The sequence below is a fragment of the Hymenobacter duratus genome, from assembly GCF_014698995.1.
Classification (GTDB): domain Bacteria; phylum Bacteroidota; class Bacteroidia; order Cytophagales; family Hymenobacteraceae; genus Hymenobacter; species Hymenobacter duratus.
Genome location: NZ_JACWZZ010000001.1, coordinates 1,187,214 through 1,205,845, shown reverse-complemented (window position 1 = coordinate 1,205,845; position 18,632 = coordinate 1,187,214). Strand labels below are relative to the sequence as shown.

Annotated in this window: 11 protein-coding genes; 1 reads left to right on the top strand and 10 read right to left on the bottom strand. The window is 53.5% G+C overall.

Features of this window, described 5'->3' with window-relative positions:
- Positions 1 to 13 precede the first annotated feature (13 nt).
- From IC231_RS04910 to IC231_RS04890, 5 genes are all read right to left on the bottom strand, one after another.
- Positions 14 to 4,933 carry a DEAD/DEAH box helicase gene (locus IC231_RS04910; protein WP_190783456.1) on the bottom strand — a complete coding sequence of 1,640 codons (4,920 nt, stop codon included), beginning with the start codon at positions 4,931 to 4,933 and terminating at the stop codon, positions 14 to 16.
- Positions 4,934 to 5,426: 493 nt separating this feature from the next.
- Positions 5,427 to 5,687 carry a hypothetical protein gene (locus IC231_RS04905; protein WP_190783455.1) on the bottom strand — a complete coding sequence of 87 codons (261 nt, stop codon included), beginning with the start codon at positions 5,685 to 5,687 and terminating at the stop codon, positions 5,427 to 5,429.
- Positions 5,688 to 6,763: 1,076 nt separating this feature from the next.
- On the bottom strand, positions 6,764 to 7,939 hold the full coding sequence (locus tag IC231_RS04900) for an AAA family ATPase (protein ID WP_190783454.1): 1,176 nt from the start codon (positions 7,937 to 7,939) through the stop codon (positions 6,764 to 6,766).
- Positions 7,940 to 7,942: 3 nt separating this feature from the next.
- A complete protein-coding gene (locus tag IC231_RS20410) occupies positions 7,943 to 8,227 on the bottom strand; it encodes a helix-turn-helix domain-containing protein (RefSeq protein WP_190783453.1) in 285 nt (94 codons plus the stop codon).
- Positions 8,228 to 8,886: 659 nt separating this feature from the next.
- Positions 8,887 to 9,612: a hypothetical protein gene (locus IC231_RS04890; protein ID WP_190783452.1), complete on the bottom strand. Its 726-nt coding sequence runs from the start codon at positions 9,610 to 9,612 to the stop codon at positions 8,887 to 8,889.
- A gap of 956 nt (positions 9,613 to 10,568) precedes the next feature.
- Here IC231_RS04890 and IC231_RS04885 point away from each other — a divergent pair.
- A complete protein-coding gene (locus tag IC231_RS04885) occupies positions 10,569 to 11,099 on the top strand; it encodes a hypothetical protein (RefSeq protein ID WP_190783451.1) in 531 nt (176 codons plus the stop codon).
- A 75-nt stretch (positions 11,100 to 11,174) separates the two neighbouring features.
- Here the strand turns inward: IC231_RS04885 and IC231_RS04880 are convergent, their stop codons facing one another.
- The 5 genes from IC231_RS04880 to IC231_RS04860 form a co-directional block, all read right to left on the bottom strand.
- Entirely contained in the window at positions 11,175 to 12,494 is a 1,320-nt protein-coding gene (locus tag IC231_RS04880) for a site-specific integrase (RefSeq protein WP_190783450.1), read from the bottom strand.
- A gap of 295 nt (positions 12,495 to 12,789) precedes the next feature.
- Entirely contained in the window at positions 12,790 to 14,355 is a 1,566-nt protein-coding gene (locus IC231_RS04875; protein ID WP_190783449.1) for a glycoside hydrolase family 32 protein, read from the bottom strand.
- 55 nt (positions 14,356 to 14,410) lie between these two features.
- Positions 14,411 to 15,301 (bottom strand): carbohydrate kinase family protein, encoded by an 891-nt coding sequence (locus tag IC231_RS04870; protein WP_190783448.1) that lies wholly within the window; start codon positions 15,299 to 15,301, stop codon positions 14,411 to 14,413.
- Positions 15,302 to 15,405: 104 nt separating this feature from the next.
- Positions 15,406 to 16,752, bottom strand: coding sequence for a sugar porter family MFS transporter (locus IC231_RS04865; RefSeq protein WP_190783978.1), 1,347 nt, complete (start codon positions 16,750 to 16,752; stop codon positions 15,406 to 15,408).
- Between the two features lie 143 nt (positions 16,753 to 16,895).
- Complete coding sequence (locus IC231_RS04860; RefSeq protein ID WP_190783447.1) at positions 16,896 to 18,617, bottom strand: RagB/SusD family nutrient uptake outer membrane protein; 1,722 nt, start codon at positions 18,615 to 18,617, stop codon at positions 16,896 to 16,898.
- Positions 18,618 to 18,632: the final 15 nt, after the last annotated feature.

Below are 18,632 nucleotides of genomic sequence, written 5' to 3'. Positions count from 1 at the left end.
GGAAAGCAGCGGATTAGCCAACGGGATAAAACACATCGGGGCGCTCGGCCACCAGCGTATCGAGGCAGTCTTTGTAGTGGTACACTATCACCTCTTCGCCCCGGTTGGTAATGGCCTCGCGCTGGATAGCGTCGCGCTCCTGCTGGTCGGGTTTGTCGTGCGGGGTACCGTCGCAGAATACCCAGATGCCGGGCTCGTAATAGAAGTCGGGTTGGCAATAGATACCTTCCACCCGATGCTGGGCCTTATCGGGCAGACGCAGCTTATGCTTCTTCAGGTGAGCCAGGAAGGTGCGCTCGGTGCTGGAGCTTTTGTCGTGGGCATCCCAGAGGTGCTGATAGTGCTCCTCGTAACTGTCGAAGTCGGCGTTAGTTAGCAGGCAGATCTGGCAGGCCAGCAGCTTCTCCAACGCATCCTTGATAGAGAAACGGTTGATGAGCAGGTGGTCGCGCTGGTTGTAGTAACTGAGCAAGTCACCGTAGGAGGCCGGCTCCGTGTAGGTCAGATCATCGAACAGACACAGGTCCCAGGCTTCCTGAATTACTTGGTGAAACACATCCTTATTATGCACGAACTGGGACAGTACTCCCAGACTACCCTCGGCACTTTCGAAGAGGAAGATATTGCGGCCTTCCCCCATCAGCGTTACATCTACCTCGTTAGATTCGATGTGGAATACGTTTTCAATGGCGCGTTTAAGGGCATACTGTAGTGTTACCACACCTTCCTCGGGCAAGCTCAGGGCTGCAATAGGCTCGATGTAGAGTGCGTCGGCGGTATCGGTAGTAAACAGCTGAATTCGGCGGATCGGGGACGCCGGGGCACCGGGCGTAGACGTCGGAGTGGCATTTTCGCGCATCCACTGGCCGAAGACCATATCTACCAGAAAGCCTTTTTCGCGGGCGCTGCGCCACTTGCGGTTTACCTGGACTAACTGCGCAGAAGGAATGTAGCGGATGTGCAGGAAAGGCTCAGACGCCGAGCGAGCTTCAGCCCGGACGACAGTGTGCATCCCCCCGGGGACGTTGAAGTACGTTTCGATCTTGAAGCCTTCGGAACGACGCTCCTCTTCCTCACAGGAAATGCGCTCAATTTCCTCGCAGCGGGTCTCTGTCATTTCCACCAGTTCTTCGCCGAAGTGCTCAACCGAGTTGGTGCTATCGAGCGGCGTCTGGCTGAAGGGGCATACGTTGCGGGACAGCTCATCCCCGGTGAGGAAGTAACCGGCGGCCCGGCTCACTTTAGCCGACTGCAGACTTTGCTCCATGTTGGAAACCTGGAGCTGGTCGATCCTGAATTTGCTGCCGTTGTGGTAAACGATGTTGCGGGGGCCGAACTCGCGCAGCGCAATGAAGCGTGGGCGGGAGATGAACTCACCATCGAAGTCGCCCTTAGGCAGGAAGGTGCGGATGGGCAGGCGGGTGAAGTTGTAGCCCGGCAGGAATCCTTCGGCGGCCAGATAGCGGAAGGGGTAGAACTCGGAGGACGCGCTGCGGTTGCGCCCCAAGTCGTTACGCAGCAAGTCCCGCTGCTTGGTGGCCTGGCGCTCCAAGCGGAAGGCCCGCTTGCGTTCGGGCGTGCCATCGAGGTAGATATTCTTACTGATGATCTGCTGGGCGTCGTGCAGCTGCGTCTGGGCAGCCCGGTAGAGCCGGCGCCACCTATCCAGGGCCCGATCTATGGCCGCTGGTACCTGCTCAATGCGCAGATTGATCCAGGTTAGATTGTATTTGGGCTGCGCTTCTTTGGGTAGACGGAGAACAATTTCCTGAAAAGCGGCCCGCACTTTGGCCTTGATGGCCGTAGTAGCTACTAATCCTTGCTGCACAGCCAACTTGATGGGCAGATCAGGGTGTTCTACATCAATAACATTGGTGAGCGATTCTTCAAAAGGACCAGCTCCTACCTCGGCCAGGTAGATGGCATTCAAGTGGGAAACCAGGAGTTCCTCCTGAGTCAGATCAAGGCGTGGGGGCGCGACCTGACCGGCCACCATCTCCGTTTTTTTCTCGAAGTAATGACGGTCGTGGGGAGAATAGTAGGAGCAATACGTGATGACTAATGCAGCCTGCCCGCTGCGGCCGGCCCGCCCACTACGCTGCGTATAATTGGCGGGGTTAGGCGGCACATTGCGCATGTGCACCACGTTGAGCGAGGCAATATCAATACCCAGCTCCATTGTGGGGGAGCAGTAAAGGGCACTGATATCACCATCCCGAAATTTCTCTTCCCGCTCCTGGCGCAGGTTGGTACCCAACTGGCCGGTATGCTCGCTACCTACCAGGGTTTTCTGCTGGTTGAAGTCGGTTTGGTACAGCTCCCGGAAGAAAGTGCTGGGCTGCGGAGCATCCGTGTTCTTGTAGCTGTAGGAGCGGATTTCGTCGCGGCGTATTGGTTGCCCATCAGCTGGCAGCCACAGGAGCTGATCTGCCCGAAGCTGATAGATGTTGATGTCGCCGCCTTTATCGTCTTTGCCCACTTTGGTAGCGAACAGCCAACCAGCGGCGCAGAACGTATTGAGCAGTTCCCGCATCAGCTGGTTGTAGGAAGCGGCCTTCATATCCAGATCTAACTTCCGATCCTTGACAATGCGGTAGAGGTAGCGGCCGACGGCGCTCTGACGGCCGACGCTCACAGTGAAGATCCGGCCGGTTACGCGCTGGGGGGTGATGCTGACGTAAGCCGGATCCGGCATGTCGTCTTTTTCAATGCGGTAAGGATCCTTCAGCTTTTCACGGATGTCGGTGCCCTTACTGCGCATGGCATCGGGCGTCAGGTATTCCTGGCTGTAAAGGGCGTAGGAGCTGCGGAAATAGTCGAGCAGTTGCCGGGCTACTGCCATACGGTCAGTCGACGAAAGCTGGTTGAACAGCGGAGTGTTCTGCCACCCAGCGTTGTCCGCACATATTTCCTCCAGAGAGCAATAGTCTACTTTCAAAAGCCCGCATTGCTCCAAATTCGGCATAATCACCCGCCACGATCTCCGAAGATCATATAGCGCCCGATACATGAGAAAATCCTTCAGGGCTTCCTGATAGGCCCGGATCTGAGCAGCAAACGTGAGAGTAATGGTGGAATTCACATACGCCTGCGAGGGTAAATTCAGGGCCTTGGAAATAGCATCAGGCAACTGACTGTATTTCAAGCCAGACCCAGCCGCTTGTTCCACAGCCCGGTAGATACCAGCCCGCAGCTGGGCAACTTGGATAAAGTCATTGAAGTGACCAGACTGCAGAGCTGCATCCTGACGGTTGTCAGTAAAGCTGAGCAGTTTCTGCTCCTTAGCGCTTGCTACCCCCGAGGCCAGATGCTTTAATACCGCATAGGACAGAACCGTAGTGGACGTGCTGCGGCCTTCACTACCCAGGGTGGTCAGCTTGGTACCTTCATTGGTTTTAGGATCGAAGAAGGTACCGCTGGTAGGATCGAAGAGCAGCCGGGCCGACATGAACCAAGCTTCCAGCGGCAGATGCGGGGCAGGCTGGATGGAATACTGCCCTAGTTCATTGAAATACACTTTCTGAGGAATCCGGTCCTGGTATTTCTTGGCAACGGATATGGTGCCGTCTTTGCGCCGGTTTAGCCACGCATCAGGCAATTCCAGCAGGTCATTTTCCGGATCCCATATTTCTTCGCCTTGGATTAGATAGCCTGCTACCGCCGTAGTGTCACCGGAAGGCGTCTGGCGGAATTCGCGGGGCTCCAGCTCTCCTTTTTCCGGGCGCAGCGTAACGCAAATGAACTCGTGTCCCGAGTTGCGGCTGAATACTACCGGGAAGATTGGCTTAACGGTATCGGAGGCCGGGTCGCGGCGACTTACCCCAGGCTCAAGGGTGATAATACGGTCGGGGCCGGGCGTGAGGCTGACGTATACGGAGCCCGTCTGGGAAATAAACTGGTGTAGTTTGAATGGCAGGTAAGTACCCCGCTCACCCCGGTTGCGGCGGTCGGCATTTACTTGGTTGATCCAAGCCAATAGTTCCAGGATTCGGGCTTGGCAGGCGCTTTCCTCAGCCTGCGAGTCAGCTACCAACTGCTGATTGATAGCCTCCAGCGTCAGGGGCTTGTTGCGAACCCACACTCCCTCCTGCTGGGCCAGCGCAATCCGACTTTCCAGCCAAGTCGCTAATGGATGATCACGCAACATCTGCTCATCAGCGCCGCTATTGATGGGTATTGCAACCGCATCGCGCATCTGAGCACTGTCCAGCACATGAGTTTTATTGCTGAGAGAAGGCACAAGCTTCTCCATGATGACATCATCGGCAGTGTATGCGTCCTTGGTGCCAAAAATCTGATTGGCTACACGCGCAACTTCTGACCGTTGATTGGCGAGCGTACCACCGGAAACCATAGTGGCCGAAGTACCAATGCAAATAAGCTCCTGTTGGGAGTGAGCGTGCAGACGACGGATCAGGAGAGATACATCGGCCCCCTGGCGGCCCCGGTAAGTGTGCAACTCATCGAACACCAGGTACCGCAGACTTTGGTAGAGCGTTTCGCGCATCTGCTGCTCCTGCGAACGGGTAAGCAGGAGTTCCAGCATCATATAGTTGGTCAGCAGAATGCTAGGCTGCTCACTTCGAATACGTTGTTTCTCCGCGTCACTTTCCTGCCCGGTATACTGGGCGAATGAAATAGGAAATGGGGTTTGCGTCTGTTCTTCGTATTGTTGGGCGTATCGCTTAATCTCCTCGTGCTGCGAGTTGATCAGTGCGTTCATCGGATAAACGATGATGGCTCGTACACCAGGGCTTACAGGGGGATTTTGCAGTAGGTCGTTGAAAATCGTTGCCATATAGGTCAGCGACTTACCTGAGCCGGTACCCGAGGTTACAACGAAACCCTTGCCTTTGCTGCCCTTCAGGATTGCTTCGACCTGATGCTCATACAGATTGTAGCCGTGGAACACCTTGATCATGTCATCGTGCAAGACGCCTGACTGACACAAAGAGGCAATAGATTGACCAGGCTTGAATGCCGGGTTAAATTGGATCAACGGATCAGGCCACAACTTATTGGTAGCCAGCTCTGCCGCTACCTTACTGCGAATAGCCTCGTCTCGGATATTTATAAAGCCTTTGATATAACCTTGGTATTCGTCAACAACTTGTTGGTGAATAGAGAAAACATCCATAAAAAGTAGACTAGTGTAGAATGAGTATTAGAAAAAGGGATGGAATATAGGCGGATTTTATCCACGTCTAATATTATTCGAAGCATTTTATGATCAATAATACAGCAGCATAAAACACATCCTCCTGTTGATCAGCCTACTGCGTGGGGTGATTTAATAAAAACAGACGGAGAGCCAAGATAACTCGGTTTTTAGGTCGTGTTCGAATTAATGCGGCGAGTGGTAGCCAAGGGCTGAGTGGCGACGGTCCAGATTGATATTCGCATAGAGGTAGTGGGGCATTTCCAATCTAGCTTCTTCGATGGAGAGCGAAAACGGTGCCGTGCGGCAGCAGTTCGGTTTTGAGGGCACTCCAGCCGGCTTCTGATTGGGCGTTGTAATAAGGGTTACCCTGCTGGCCGAAGCTGGGCAGGGCACTGGACCGTGCAATGCGGGCTCGACAGGCCGCGCTGGTGTACTGGCTGCGGTCGGTGTGGATGATGAGCCCTTGAGCCGGTTGGCGTAGCGTTAGGGCCAGTTCCAGGGCATGGAGCACTAAATCGGTCGGCATCTGCCCCTGGTGGGTGCTGCCTGGCCACGCCCACCCACCAGGGGCAGATACGTAATGCAGTCGACCCAGACTTGGTTCGGGGCAGTGGAGGCCGGATGACCCAGCAAATGATTTTCGGCCACCATGCCCGCCGGGTCGGCTACCGTCGTGCGCGGCCGGTGCGGGCGGGTGCGCAAGGCCCGTAGCCAGTGCCGGCGCAGCCAGCTGCGCAGCGGCCCACGGTGTGGCCTTCAGTGTGTAGGCACGCAATCGCCGGATGCCATAGCATCGGGCATGGCGCGTAAAGGTCGCTTGTGCCGCCACTTGCCACGGTGCCGGCGCGGCGACCGGTGCCGCCACTGGTAATCGCCGGCCGGGCTCACGGCCAGCATCTGGCAGAGCAATTGCACGAGCCACGGCTCAGTGCAAGCCGCGTTTAACACGTAGCGACTCATGGCTGAGGCGGTTAGGATAATGCGGCTAAAGCATTCTGATGGCCACGACTTTTTTAACATATCGCGCTCCATTTTCACGCGCTCGAACGCGGCCTGCAACTGCTTGATTTCGTCGCGCTCCGCGCTGCTGGGCACGGCCGCTCCCAGGGCCTGGCGTTGCCAACGCCCCCAGCAAGGCCGGAGAAATGCCATGGTCACGAGCCACGTCGCTTTGCCGGGCTCCCGGCCGCTACCTAGCGCACGCACTCGGCATTGAAAGCTGACGTGTATTTATTACGGGTGGTAGGCAAGTCGCCAGAAGCTATTTCTAGGCCATAGGCAGTAGAAGATAATACTGTACACCGTCCGTTTTAGCTAGACTACCTCAAACGACCTTTTTTGGCCGCATCTCACCATCTCAAACTAAATAGTTTGAGATGGTGAGATGCGGCCAAAAAAGGTCGTTGATTTGCTTCGTAAGTAAGCTTTGTGGTTTATGTCTGGCTTCACATACTACTTACAATATGTGAAGCAAATACACAATTAATTATATATACGTAGCTCACTACTCGTTGGATTAGACTACGATTAGTAACCAAGCGCCTTAACTTCATCTTCTAAAACTAATGGATACATCTGTGCAGGGCATCTCACTATCCCATTTTATAGAGATTGAGACGGTGAGATAGCGGGATGCAAAGACGACTTAGGGAGCCGCCTATTTAGAGTAGCTCTTGAAATAGTGTTCATTCCTAAATTCTTAGCTATTGGTTCTAATAAAGTAGCCACTTTATCGTATGAATTACCTGCTTGCAATAGCTCTTTGGCGGCACTCCACAGTTCACGTTCATTAGGATTTTCCACAGTGCTTTTCACCAAATCGCCAAATTGTGCTCTCTTACCTGTATTATGGAACACCAAATTTTCATCAAAGCGTAAAACATAGCTTTTTTGCTTTAATTCAGAAGCTATATAATTACCTTTCAATATACACAGATGGCGAACTTCACGATCATATGGATCGGCCCTTAGCTCAAATACTACTCGCATTTTTGCCTCTAGACCTTGGCTACCTAAAAGGTTATTTTTAGAAGGCTCTCGATCTTCACTCCGCTTACTAGTGTGGTGCATAAAAAGCACTAAGCAGCCATGCTTGTTGGCTAAATCGTTATACTTCGCTATAAAGCGCCTTACTTCATTGGACTGATTTAAGTTGCCATCAAAAAGATCTCCTAATGCATCCACAATAACCAAATCAGCTGGACACTCAATTAACATCCGATCGAGTCTTGTGGGTAAGTCATCAGTGTTAAACACGAACCGCAGCCGGTTACGAGCCGCATCTGAAATGGTTTGATCGCGCAATTGCTTATTCAATAAAGCGCCAATTGCTTCATCGTTATCCTCAGTACTGACACAGATTGCGCTGTTGTGCTTGGCCTGAATGGAAAATCCCAAAAAGTTAGAGGCTTCATTGGCCACGGCTAACGCGAGTTGGCGTAGGAATGAAGACTTGCCCGTGTCGCTACTACCTGCCAACATCGCTACCCCCTTCCGTTGCAGGAAAGGAGAAACAAGTTGAGGGATTTCCGCCGAAGGTCGGTCAAGTAGTTCACCCAAAGTAAAAACGCAATCGTCTTGCCTTATCAACGGCACTTCACCTGTACGTTCACTCTGCTTCGGTAAGCGACCCATGTCTTCTAGTAAGCTATTTACATCATCCTGGGAAATAAACGGCATACGTCGTAGTGGCGCCATACTATTATTTAGTGACGGTTTCGTTTCCTCGCCTTGCCGTTCCGAAACAGCAGATGAGGTATGTAGGTCGTTAGCGTCCATATCTTAACGACCTGCTTTGTGTTGTTCAGCCCGGTTACCTGCAGTAATCCAAGCCAGTAACTCGGACCGAGAAAAGTAGAGCTTGTTACCGCGCTTGCTGTGAGGAATACCTCGGGCTGAGACCAACGCATAGATGCGAGCTTTACTCAGCCTAGTAACCTCCTGTGCCAATGCCAAGCCCCCAAGTTCTGGGGCCTGCGCGACTATATTATTGATCGGCAGTCGTTCAGTAATAAGTGCTTCCAGCTTCTCTAAGCGGGTATTCAGTACTTCAAAAGGGTTGTACATCAGTAAAAGGAGTTGACGATTACAGTCTACGTAGCTGTGTGGCACAGCTACATGGGTAATTTTCCAGGTCTACTTCGACGGCATGTTACACAAGCTGCTGATTGAGTGCTAACAGTTAGACAGTTTGTGTATGGCATTCGCCGTCGATGTGGCTATGCAGAGCATATCACTCCTCATATCCATATCATGGCGTATGCCTCAAAGCAAGTCTACAGACGTGAGCAAGAGCATGCACGCTGACACAAACAGGAGTGTAACTTGTCAGTAAGGTTCAGTAGCACATCCCCTTTGGTCCTATAGTGATAGTTGCTAACTGGTATTGCACGAGGCTCAGTCTTAGCGATTACTGTAACATCATTGCCATAGTTATCCAAGTCCCAGCCTAGGGTCTGGGCCATACGCATGGCATTGAAAACTGCGGGGTGGCTAGGATTGCCGCGCTTAAGTGCTTTGCTGACGGCAGACTGGGATAAACCAAGCTTTGCGGCTAAGGCTGCAATTGACTTGTAGGGGAGTAGGTACTGTAGGTTTTGAATTTTTTGTTTCATTTTGTTGGCGGTGGTTAGGATTGATTACCGGTCACAAAGAGAGCACGGAAAGCAAGTGCAACACACCAACCTAGGGGTTGACTAGGGGTAATTATCTTCTATTTATATATTTCAATAAAGCTTCTTTAACTCTGTCAAGAAGGGGTGTTTGCCGATCTGAATTACGCTGTTTAATTTGCTGTAATACAGAACTAACTGCACTTTCCCCTCGATACCTAACGCTTCGCCAAGGCGCTCTATCGCTCCTGCACGCCCACCTTTGCCAGTGGCAGTCAGTGCTCCACATTCGAACAATCCATACATAAGTTCTATATACTCAGCCCGAGGGGTATTCCACTGTAGACCCAAGCCTGCAAATACTTTTTGAGAACCATTTTTCTGCTCCACCTTGTCATTAAGCCATTTCAATGCTGACGCCTTGTTATACTCGGTATGAGTGAAAAATTCACCTGATGAGTTATGGGCATTTACTAGAATAGAGATCAAGTACTTATATTCTTCTGAATCAGGTAAATTACCATAAAACTTGTCCAACCACGCTTCGACTTCACTAGATGATAAGCAGTATTCATATGTAGCAGGTGGCCTGCGGTAGTACGGCGAATACTGTTCTGTATTATAGAAGTCAAAGCCCCATGAAGTGCGCTGTCTTTTATCATCAAGTTCGCCGAAGTCACACAATACCATGTATGTAAAGTATCCAGGGAATCCCTCAGAGTACATCACATGGTAAGGCTGTTCCTTCACCATATTACCTAGTGGATCCTCTCTAAGATCCATATCTCCAGATTCTATTTTCAAACGTGCTGCTTCGCTCTTTTCGTAATATGACTTCATTCGGGTGTTGACTTTTTAAAATGACCGACTTTGGTTGAGGTGTGCTTACCTAGATGCCTAACAGATATTTGAATACTATTTGTGAACCGAAAGCGCTCCAGGTAAACAACCTTTTAATACATGGAAGCGCCCGGTCCGTTTATGGACCGGGCGCTGAAGTCTGCTTTGGAGTGCAACTCATGCATCTAACACCAAGAAATCATCAGAATAGGTTACCCCTCTGCTGAACAATGCGTAGCTGCCCGCATAGCGGGCATGAGTGCTGCGATTGCAGCACTCAATTACAACCGTTCGTAACCACCGAATGAAGATTTTCATTCTTTTCGTGCGGAAGAATTTGATGGAATGCAAAAATTAAAATTTTTATATTTCCAGGAGCAAGCCATCTCCCTTATATCCCCCCAGCCTTAAGCATGGGGAAACAGAACCCACTATCCTGACCCTACAAATTCGTTTTAACATTTCTCGATAAAAATCATTTTTAACGAGAAATGTTATGTTCAATTTCAATAATCAAATAACATACTTACACTATCTTCAGCCTAAGCAAAGCACAAGTCAAAAGAACTAATAAATCAATAAAGTTATATAAATAGCATTGCTTCATTCATACTTTTGGCCTACTAGCTTCTCTAGCCCAGCTACAAGTACTCCAAGCTCCACCTTGTAATAACTACAAAGCATAGCTGTAGTATACAAAGCAGCATTTCGCCTGCCAGATTCGATACGGGCTACATGTACTCCCGTTGCATCATACACCTCCTGCAGCGTTAGATGACGCTCCTCCCGCACAGCTTTCAATCGGCGGGCTAGCTCGCGCAAAAAGGGTGATTCCTGCTTCGCAACCATGCAGGCACAAAGGGCGGCATTGACACCAGCGAGCACAAGGACCGATCGGTCATTATTTGACTCAGAGCGTTATATTCGTTTGAGAATTTAACGCCGCTAACAACGCAATGCCTCCATCCAACCCTACAGCCCCTTTTGACTACCCACAAGCACCTAGCTCAGGAGCGTGGTATATAGCTGTCGCCTTAATTGGCCACGCTGACTTCACAAAAGCTAATCCAATCACGGAGTTAGCATTAGATAAAATATTCAATCAAGCTGATGAGATTTCCTACCCTTGGATACAGGAAGCGCTTGGACGAATGGGTCGGTTTGGCGTAAGTGCTTACTCTTCGCTCAATTTTAAAGGAGCAGATTATGAAGCCAAGAGTATCTTCATAAGTACTGGGTTTCGAAATAAGACCAGGAAAATAGTGGTGGAATTGCATCACGGTGCACTCACATATCTACAGCAGCTACAGCTAGCTATTCATCAACTGTACGTTCGAGGTGACCTTCAGCCAGCTAACCTAATCAGCTTTATGAAGTCACTTAATCCGTTGTTGAAGTTTGATATGAAGGAGGATGGACGTTATAATGGGCCTGCTATGTTGAACTTTCCGCATCAAAAGAGAAAGCTGGATAATCACCTCATTTGACACCTGATGCATTAGAACTCATCAGAACGAGTGCAGGGCATTTTCTCGACTGCTATAATCCTGGGTAACCTCACATTAAAGCAACCGCTCAAACGCTGTATCAACCAACTCAGAGGCGAATGAGTCTAGATAAATAGCTGTTATAGCCTCTGATTTATGACCCATAGCTTGGCTGATAACTCCTGTGTTCTCTCCTGCGAGTTTGAGAGCAGTAGCAAACGAGTGCCTAGCTACATAGGTAGTGAGGGTAGTATCGATACCAGCTTGGCTAGCCAACACTTTCAAATCCTTGTTTACCTGCCCAAGTACCTTGTGTAAGCGGTTTTTGATTTGAGTAGGAGTACGATGCCTAGCAGGATCCAGTACAGGAAAGATATAGCTGTCGGGCGTGGCTCGTGTCAGAGGCGCGTAGGAGGTGATGAGTGCCGCGGCTGGAGCAAGCAGCTTGAGCGAAAACTTACCGCCGGTCTTTTGTCGCACGTAGTTTAAGCGTTCAGGCCTGTTTTCAGCATTAAAGCTTAGATCACGCCAACGTAGTTGAGCCAGATCAACGAAGTTTATTCCTCCGCCATAGAAGGAGAACAGAAATACCTCTTTAGCCAAGCGTAGACGGTCAGAATCAGTTTCCAACGCTTCCAGGCGACGTACAGCATCGCGGGGCAATGCTCTCTTGGTAGTGCTGACGTCAAACTTGCCCACACTAAACTTATGCTTCTCAGCTACAGTACGAGCAAAAGGGTAATGAACAGGCTTTGATACTCCGGCAGCAATAGCTCTGTTGAGAACAGCCCGCAGTGTACGGAAGCGTAAAGAAAGCGTAATCTCCTGTGCTCCTGTCGCCCTTAAGGTCGCTTCCCATTCATTACAGAAGCTAACCGTCACGCGTTCGAAAGGAACATCCGTTACATCATATTCGGCTTTGATAAACTTTGCAAGCTGATTGCTCAGGTCCCGGTACACGCCTGCGTTACCAATCTGGCCTGTGGCTACCATACCTTGTGCCAGCTCCTCGATATAAGCCAGTAGTAGTATTCGTCGGGTAGCTTTACGGCCTTCTATAGCTTTGGCCGCTACAGCTCGGGCATCATGCTGCTCATCAGCCCCAGCCAGAGAAGTGGCAGCGTCGCTATACTTGTCCTCCCAGTTGCGAAGATCTGTTATTAGCTTCTCACGATGAGGTTCAAGATAACTCTTGCGAATAGCATCCCTGAAATTACTCTTCTCAGCATTCCAATACTTTGGCAGCAACGACAGTCCAGTAGCCAAGTACTTGCGCTGACGGTTTTTGGTAATGCATACCAGAAACGGATGTGAGCCGTCGGCTAGTACTTTACTGGTGAAGTAGACGATCCTTACTGTAGCACGTCCTTCCTTATAGTCAGTGGTCTTGCTCATAGGTGTAAACCGCTTTGGTTTACACGGCGGTTTACACAAACTTAATAAAAATCGAGATACCGATGATAGAGAACAATAGAATAAACTGCCTTAAAATACCTAAAAAGACACTTTTTATAAGCAAAGCATACCAACTAGCAAGCAGTCACCATAGCTTTCCAAGCTGAGGGTCGCAAGTTCGAACCTCGTTTCTCGCTCACATAAAAACAGCCACTTGCCTTTCGGGGCGAGTGGCTGTTTTTGTGTGTGCTCAGTTCCACAAAAGAACTTATCGAGCTTGGCTTCCGTGAAAAGGCTACTTCGCAGCTGGCTTGAGTACAGTGTACGTCAGGTTATCCAGGGTAAGGCCGCTGGCCGACTTTAGCTTGAGCGTAGTGTAGGGCTCGGTGGGGAAGAACAACTCGGTCATGGTGGTAAGGCCGCCGTCGGCAAACACTTCCACCGAGGTAGCGTCGAAGAGCAGCGTAAGGTCAGCGGCTGGGCCGGTAGCTAGGCGCGGGGCTGGGTGGCGGCCGGCGAATTTGTCGCTGAAGGCCATCTGGCCGGCTTTGCTCCGGTCGATGTAATATTGGTTGGCCTGCTTGTCGTAGCCGATAACCAGTTCCTCGCCTTTGGCATTGCCCAGCACCAGCGCGAAATCCTGGAGCAGCCTGGTGCTCATCTTCAGCTGAAACTGTTGGGCCAGATTCGGGATTTTGTCGGCTAGGCTCAACTCTGGCTTAACTGTCAGGTTGTTCAGGGTCTGGGCGGCCTGGCCTAGCGTGGCTACTTCTTTCACCGGCGTCGAGGTCAGGTAGATTTCCTGGCCGACTTGCTTGAGGGCCAGGTCGCGCGGCACGGTCATGGCGTTGCGCCAGGGCGAAGTTGGCACCTGGTTGGCGTACTCCCAGTTGCTCATCCAGCCGAGGAAGATTTTGCGGGCACCGGTGCCGGCCCACGTCACGCCAGCGTAGTCGTCTTTGCCCCAGTCTACCCATTTCTGGGTGGTGGTAGTGGGCGTGAAGGTTTTGCCATCAAACTGCCCCACAAAGTATTGCGTGGCCGAGCCGCCGTTGGGCCCGCCAGGGTTGATGCTCACCAGCAGCACCCAGTGGGTTTTGCCATTCAGCGTCAGCGGAAACAAATCGGGGCATTCCCACACGCCGCCGTGGGCGCCCAGCTTCTCACCAAACTCGCTCAGCTTGTTCCAGTCTTTCAGGTTCGGCGACGAGTAAAACGTAATCCGGTCTTTGGTGGCCAGGGTCATCACCCACTTCTTAGCCACCTCATTCCAGCTCACTTTCGGGTCGCGGAAGTCCTGAATGCCGGGATTAGGCAGCACCGGGTTGCCGGCGTACTTCTGCCAGGTTTTGCCTTCGTCGAGGCTGTAGGCCAGGCTTTGATACTGATGCTTATTGGTTTTCTTCTTTTCCTCAGGGGCGTTGTGGTGGGTGAAGATGGCCACCATTGCGTTCTGGCCGAAGCCGGCCGTGTTGTCCTTGTCGATAACGGCACTGCCCGAGAAAATCCAGCCCAGCGAATCGGGATATAGCGCAATGGGCTGCTCCTGCCAGGTTACCAGGTCTTTGCTGGTGGCGTGGCCCCAGTGCATCGGGCCCCACTCCATGCCGCCGGGATAGTGCTGGAAGAACAGGTGGTAGGTGCCGTTAAGATACACCATGCCGTTGGGGTCGTTCATCCACATCTTGGCCGGGCTGAAATGGAAAGCCGGGCGGTACTGTGGCGTGGCAGGTGGCACCGAGTCGGCTGGGGCCTTTGCAGTGACGACGGGTGTCGTGGCGGCCGTGTCAGTCGTTTTGGTGTCGGGGTTGCACGCGGTGAGGCTGGCCGCGGCCAGCGCCAGAAGAAGCGGGTATTTCATAGGTGAAGGCGGGAATTGAGAGGTACTGGAATGTGCTATTGGGAATTCCCGGGAGCTATGCCGCCTGTGCGGCCAGTAGCTCCTGCACGGCAGCTTCGGTGAAGGCAGGCGTGGCCCCCTGGTGGGTGGCGACCAGCGCGCCGGTGGCACAAGCGAAACGCAGCATTTCGCCGGGCTCCTGGCCAGCCAGCCAGCCTTTGAGTAGCGCCGCCAGAAACGAGTCGCCGCTGCCGATGGTGTCCTTCACTTCCACGGCCACGCCGGGGGCGCGGTAGAGCTGGTCGTTGGTCCAGAGCAGGGCCCCATCGGCGCCGCAGGTTACGCACACGGCTTGCAAATCGAAGCGGTTGGCGAGCCAGCGCATAGCAGTGGGCCGGGCGGTTTCTTCGCCAAACCACGCCATGATTTCGGCCAGCTCGTGGTGGTTCATTTTCACCAGATTGGCTTTTTCGAGCAGGTATTTCACCACTTCCTTGCTGTAGTGCGGCGGACGCATGTTCACGTCGAACACCTTGAACTTGGCGTGTTCGAGCAGGCGGTACAGCGTTTCGCGGGTGCCGGCCTGGCGGGCGGCGAGGCTACCGAACACAAACACCTCGGCCTGCTCCACTAGGGTTTCCAGCTCTGCATCGTACTGAATATAGTCCCAGGCCACGGGCTGTACAATCTTGTACGTCACCTCGTTGGCGTCGTCTACGTTGGCTTTCACCACGCCGGTAAGGTGGGTTTTACCGAGCTGCACATAGTCGGTGCGAAGGCCTTTGGATGCTACAAAATCGAGTAGCTCCGAGCCCAGGTCGTCGTCGCCGACGCGGCTGATGAGGTCCACGGACTGGCCGAGTTGGTGCAGGTGCACGGCCACGTTGAAGGGCGCGCCGCCAGGCTGCTTGCCGGTTGGCAGCACGTCCCACAGGATTTCGCCGAAGCAGGCTATCTTATTAGACATGAGATATTAGAATTTAGAGCTTAGAAAACGCAAGAGCAGAAAGGAGAATTCAGAGACTAATACCGACGATATCTAAGCTCTTTGTTCTCACTTCTAAGCTCTACTCAGTGGATAACGAGCGTTTTTTCCAGCTGTTCAAGGCTGGTGCCTTTGGTTTCGGGCATCATGCGCCACACGAACAGCAGCTGCAGCACCATCATGCCGCAGAAGAAGGCGAAGGTGTGGCCGCCGCCCAGCTTCTCGGCCAGCGGCGGGAAGGCGAAGGCAATAATGGCGGCCATCACCCAGTGCGTGCTCGAACCCAGCGCCTGGCCTTTGGCGCGCACCGTGTTGGGGAAGATTTCCGAGATGAACACCCAGATAACCGCGCCCTGCGAGAAGGCGAAAAACGCTATGTACACAAACAGCAGCACCGGCACCAGCATGCCATTCAAAGCACTGAAGCTCTGGGTGTAAAACGCCCACGACACCAGCCCCAGCGTGGCAATCAGCCCGTAGGAGCCAATCAGCATCAGCTTGCGGCGCCCAAACTGGTCGATGACCTGGCGGGCCAGCAGCGTGAAGGCAAAGTTCACCAGCCCAATGCCCGCCGACGAGAGCAGCGCGGCACCCTGGCCCAGGCCCGTCATTTCGAAAATGCGCGGCGCGAAGTAGATAATGGCATTGATACCCGACACCTGATTGAAGACGGCAAACAGCACGGCCAGTATGACGGGGGTGCGGTACTGCGGCGCGAACAACGAGCGGCCGCCCACCATGGCATCGTCGGAGGCGTTGGAGGTCAGCACGTTGGTCACTTCTTGGTCGGCGGTGGCGGGGTTGATGCGCTGGAACACCTGGCGGCCTTCCTCTACGCGGCCCTGCCCTAGCAACCAGCGCGGGCTTTCAGGCACTCGGAACAGCAGCAGAAAAAATGCCAGCGCCGGCACCGCCTGCACGCCCAGCATCCAGCGCCAGTCGTTTTCACCCACGCCGGTCAGCAGGTAGTTGGAGAGGTAGGCGGCCAGAATGCCGAACACGATGTTGAACTGGAACATGGCCACCATCTGCCCCCGCTTCTCGGCAGGCGACACCTCGGAAATGTAGAGCGGCGCCGTCACCGACGACGCGCCTACGCCCAGCCCGCCCAGGAACCGGAAGATCATGAAGGCCAGCCAGCTAGACGTAACTGCTGCCCCAATGGCCGACACAAAGTACAGCACCGCAATCCAGATCAGGGTCTGGCGGCGGCCCAGCTTATCGGACGGAATGCCGCCGAAGATGGCCCCGAACACGGTGCCAATCAGCGCCACGGCAATAGTGAAGCCGTGCTCCACGGAACTCAGCCCCCAGAGCTGCTGAATGGCTTTCTCGGCCCCGGAAATAACGGCCGTGTCGAAGCCGAACAGGAAGCCGCCCAGCGCCACCACCAGGGACCAAAAAAATACGTTGCTGTTTTTCACGGCGGTCATGTTAGGCTGCAGCTTTATGAAGGCAACAGGTTGAACTTTGGAAGAGGAGAAGCTCAACACCGCCCCAGCCAGGCGGCCAGAGCAGTGGAGCATACCGGTAGCAGCGTGTTGCAGCAAGCCACTACCTACATGTCAGAGCCTGACTACCAGCCCGGATTCTGCTTGTACAGGCCTTTGCTGAAGTTGATCTGGTTGATGGGAATGGGTAGGTACTCGTCGCGGCCTTGCGTGAAGCGCGCCGTCTGTAGGTACAGACGCTTGGTTTTTTCCCGGTCGAAATAGGTGTTCAGCGTATTGGCGGCAATACCCCAGCGTGTGAGGTCGAAGAAGCGGAAACCCTCCATGGCAAACTCCATCCGACGCTCGTAGCGCAGGGCCTCGCGGGCGTACTGCTGCGTCCAGTTGGTGGAAGGATACTGGCCAATGCGGTAGTTGGAGGTGTTGCCGCCGCTGGCGTTTTTCAGGCGGGCGGTGCTATTGGCGGCGCGCTGCCGGATCTGGTTGATGATGGGCAGGGCTTCCGACTGCCGGCCCAGCTCAATCAGGGCTTCGGCTTTCCAGAGCAGCACATCGGCGTAGCGGATGATGGCCCAGTTCTTCGAGGAGGTCATGAACGGCGGCGTTTTCTGGAAGCTTGGGTCCGAGGGCAACACATTCTCTTTCATCGACATATACACGCCGTACGTGTTTGGGTCGCGCAGCCAGGAATTCTCGAACACGAACGTGGGGAGGTACTTGTAGGGGTGGCTCGGAATGGCCACGGTGTGGTCGAGGCGCGGGTCCACGCTGTTGTTCTGGAAGTCGGCAGGCGTCACCAGGTCCGAGTTGTTGAACGTGGTGAACAGGGGCAGGCCCTGCGCATCGGTTTTGTAGGCATTCACCAGGTTCTGGCTGGGCTGGTGGAACCCGCAGCAGCCATAGTCGGGGTTCATGGGGTAGTTCAGGCAGTTGCCCCGGTCGGTGCGGCCCTTGGGGGTTCCGTCGTTGCGCGAAAACTGGATGGCAAACACCGACTCCGACCCATTGTCGCCGGCGGTCAGGAAGTTGGTGGCGTAGTCGGCGTGCAGCGAGTATTTGCCCGAGGCAGCTACCTGGTTGGTCAGCGTCACCACCTCGTTCAGCTTTACTTGGTCGATGCTAGTGACGGCGTGGTTGTCGCTCTGCACATAAGCTTGGTAGAGCAGCGTTTTGGCCAGATAGGCCTGCGCCGCCGACTTGTTGGCGCGCCCGATTTCGGGCTGGGTATCCGGCAGGTTAGCCACCGCAAAGCGGAAGTCATCGGCAATCTTGCCCCACAGCTCGTCGTTGCTCAGGGCTACGTTTGAAATGGTGGCGTACTGCTCGGTGGGCACGGTCTGGTCGATGTACGGTACCCGCTTGAACAGCTCTTTCAGCAGGAAGTAGAAGTGGCCGCGCAGGAAGCGCATCTCACCCTGGCGCACCGCCTTGGTGGGCATGGCGGCAGCATCCACGGCATCGAGGCGGCGCAAGGCATCATTGCAGCGCGAAATGCCGATGTAGATCAGGAACCATAGCTCGTCGGTGTTGCCCACGTCCACTCGGTTGAAGCTGAACGTCTCGTAGAAGTGGAAGGCGTCCACGTCGGCGGTGCCGTTGCCGCCTTTGTAGGCGTCGCCGGCGCGCACGTTGCCGTAGGGCCACATGCTGGTGTAGGGGGCGCGGTACACGTCGTTGCCGAGCTGCGAGTAGGCCGCAATTACCTGCTTTTCAATGTTGGCAGGCGTATTCAGCTGCTCGTCGCTCAAGGCTCCGATAGGCTGCACCTCAAGGAAGTCTTTGTCGGAGCAGCCGAAGGAAAGCGTGAGCAAGGAAACGGCCAACACGCTGGATTTAAAGAGTTTCATGGGAAGTGGTGTTGG

Excerpts from the sequence above, each read along its gene's own strand:
- IC231_RS04890 (WP_190783452.1), bottom strand. The coding sequence starts at position 9,612 with ATGAAGTCATATTACGAAAAGAGCGAAGCAGCACGTTTGAAAATAGAA.
- IC231_RS04875 (WP_190783449.1), bottom strand. The coding sequence starts at position 14,355 with ATGAAATACCCGCTTCTTCTGGCGCTGGCCGCGGCCAGCCTCACCGCG.
- IC231_RS04880 (WP_190783450.1), bottom strand. The coding sequence starts at position 12,494 with ATGAGCAAGACCACTGACTATAAGGAAGGACGTGCTACAGTAAGGATC.
- IC231_RS04900 (WP_190783454.1), bottom strand. The coding sequence starts at position 7,939 with ATGGACGCTAACGACCTACATACCTCATCTGCTGTTTCGGAACGGCAA.
- IC231_RS04870 (WP_190783448.1), bottom strand. The coding sequence starts at position 15,301 with ATGTCTAATAAGATAGCCTGCTTCGGCGAAATCCTGTGGGACGTGCTG.
- IC231_RS04865 (WP_190783978.1), bottom strand. The coding sequence starts at position 16,752 with ATGACCGCCGTGAAAAACAGCAACGTATTTTTTTGGTCCCTGGTGGTG.
- IC231_RS04885 (WP_190783451.1), top strand. The coding sequence starts at position 10,569 with ATGCCTCCATCCAACCCTACAGCCCCTTTTGACTACCCACAAGCACCT.
- IC231_RS20410 (WP_190783453.1), bottom strand. The coding sequence starts at position 8,227 with ATGTACAACCCTTTTGAAGTACTGAATACCCGCTTAGAGAAGCTGGAA.
- IC231_RS04905 (WP_190783455.1), bottom strand. The coding sequence starts at position 5,687 with ATGCCGACCGATTTAGTGCTCCATGCCCTGGAACTGGCCCTAACGCTA.
- IC231_RS04860 (WP_190783447.1), bottom strand. The coding sequence starts at position 18,617 with ATGAAACTCTTTAAATCCAGCGTGTTGGCCGTTTCCTTGCTCACGCTT.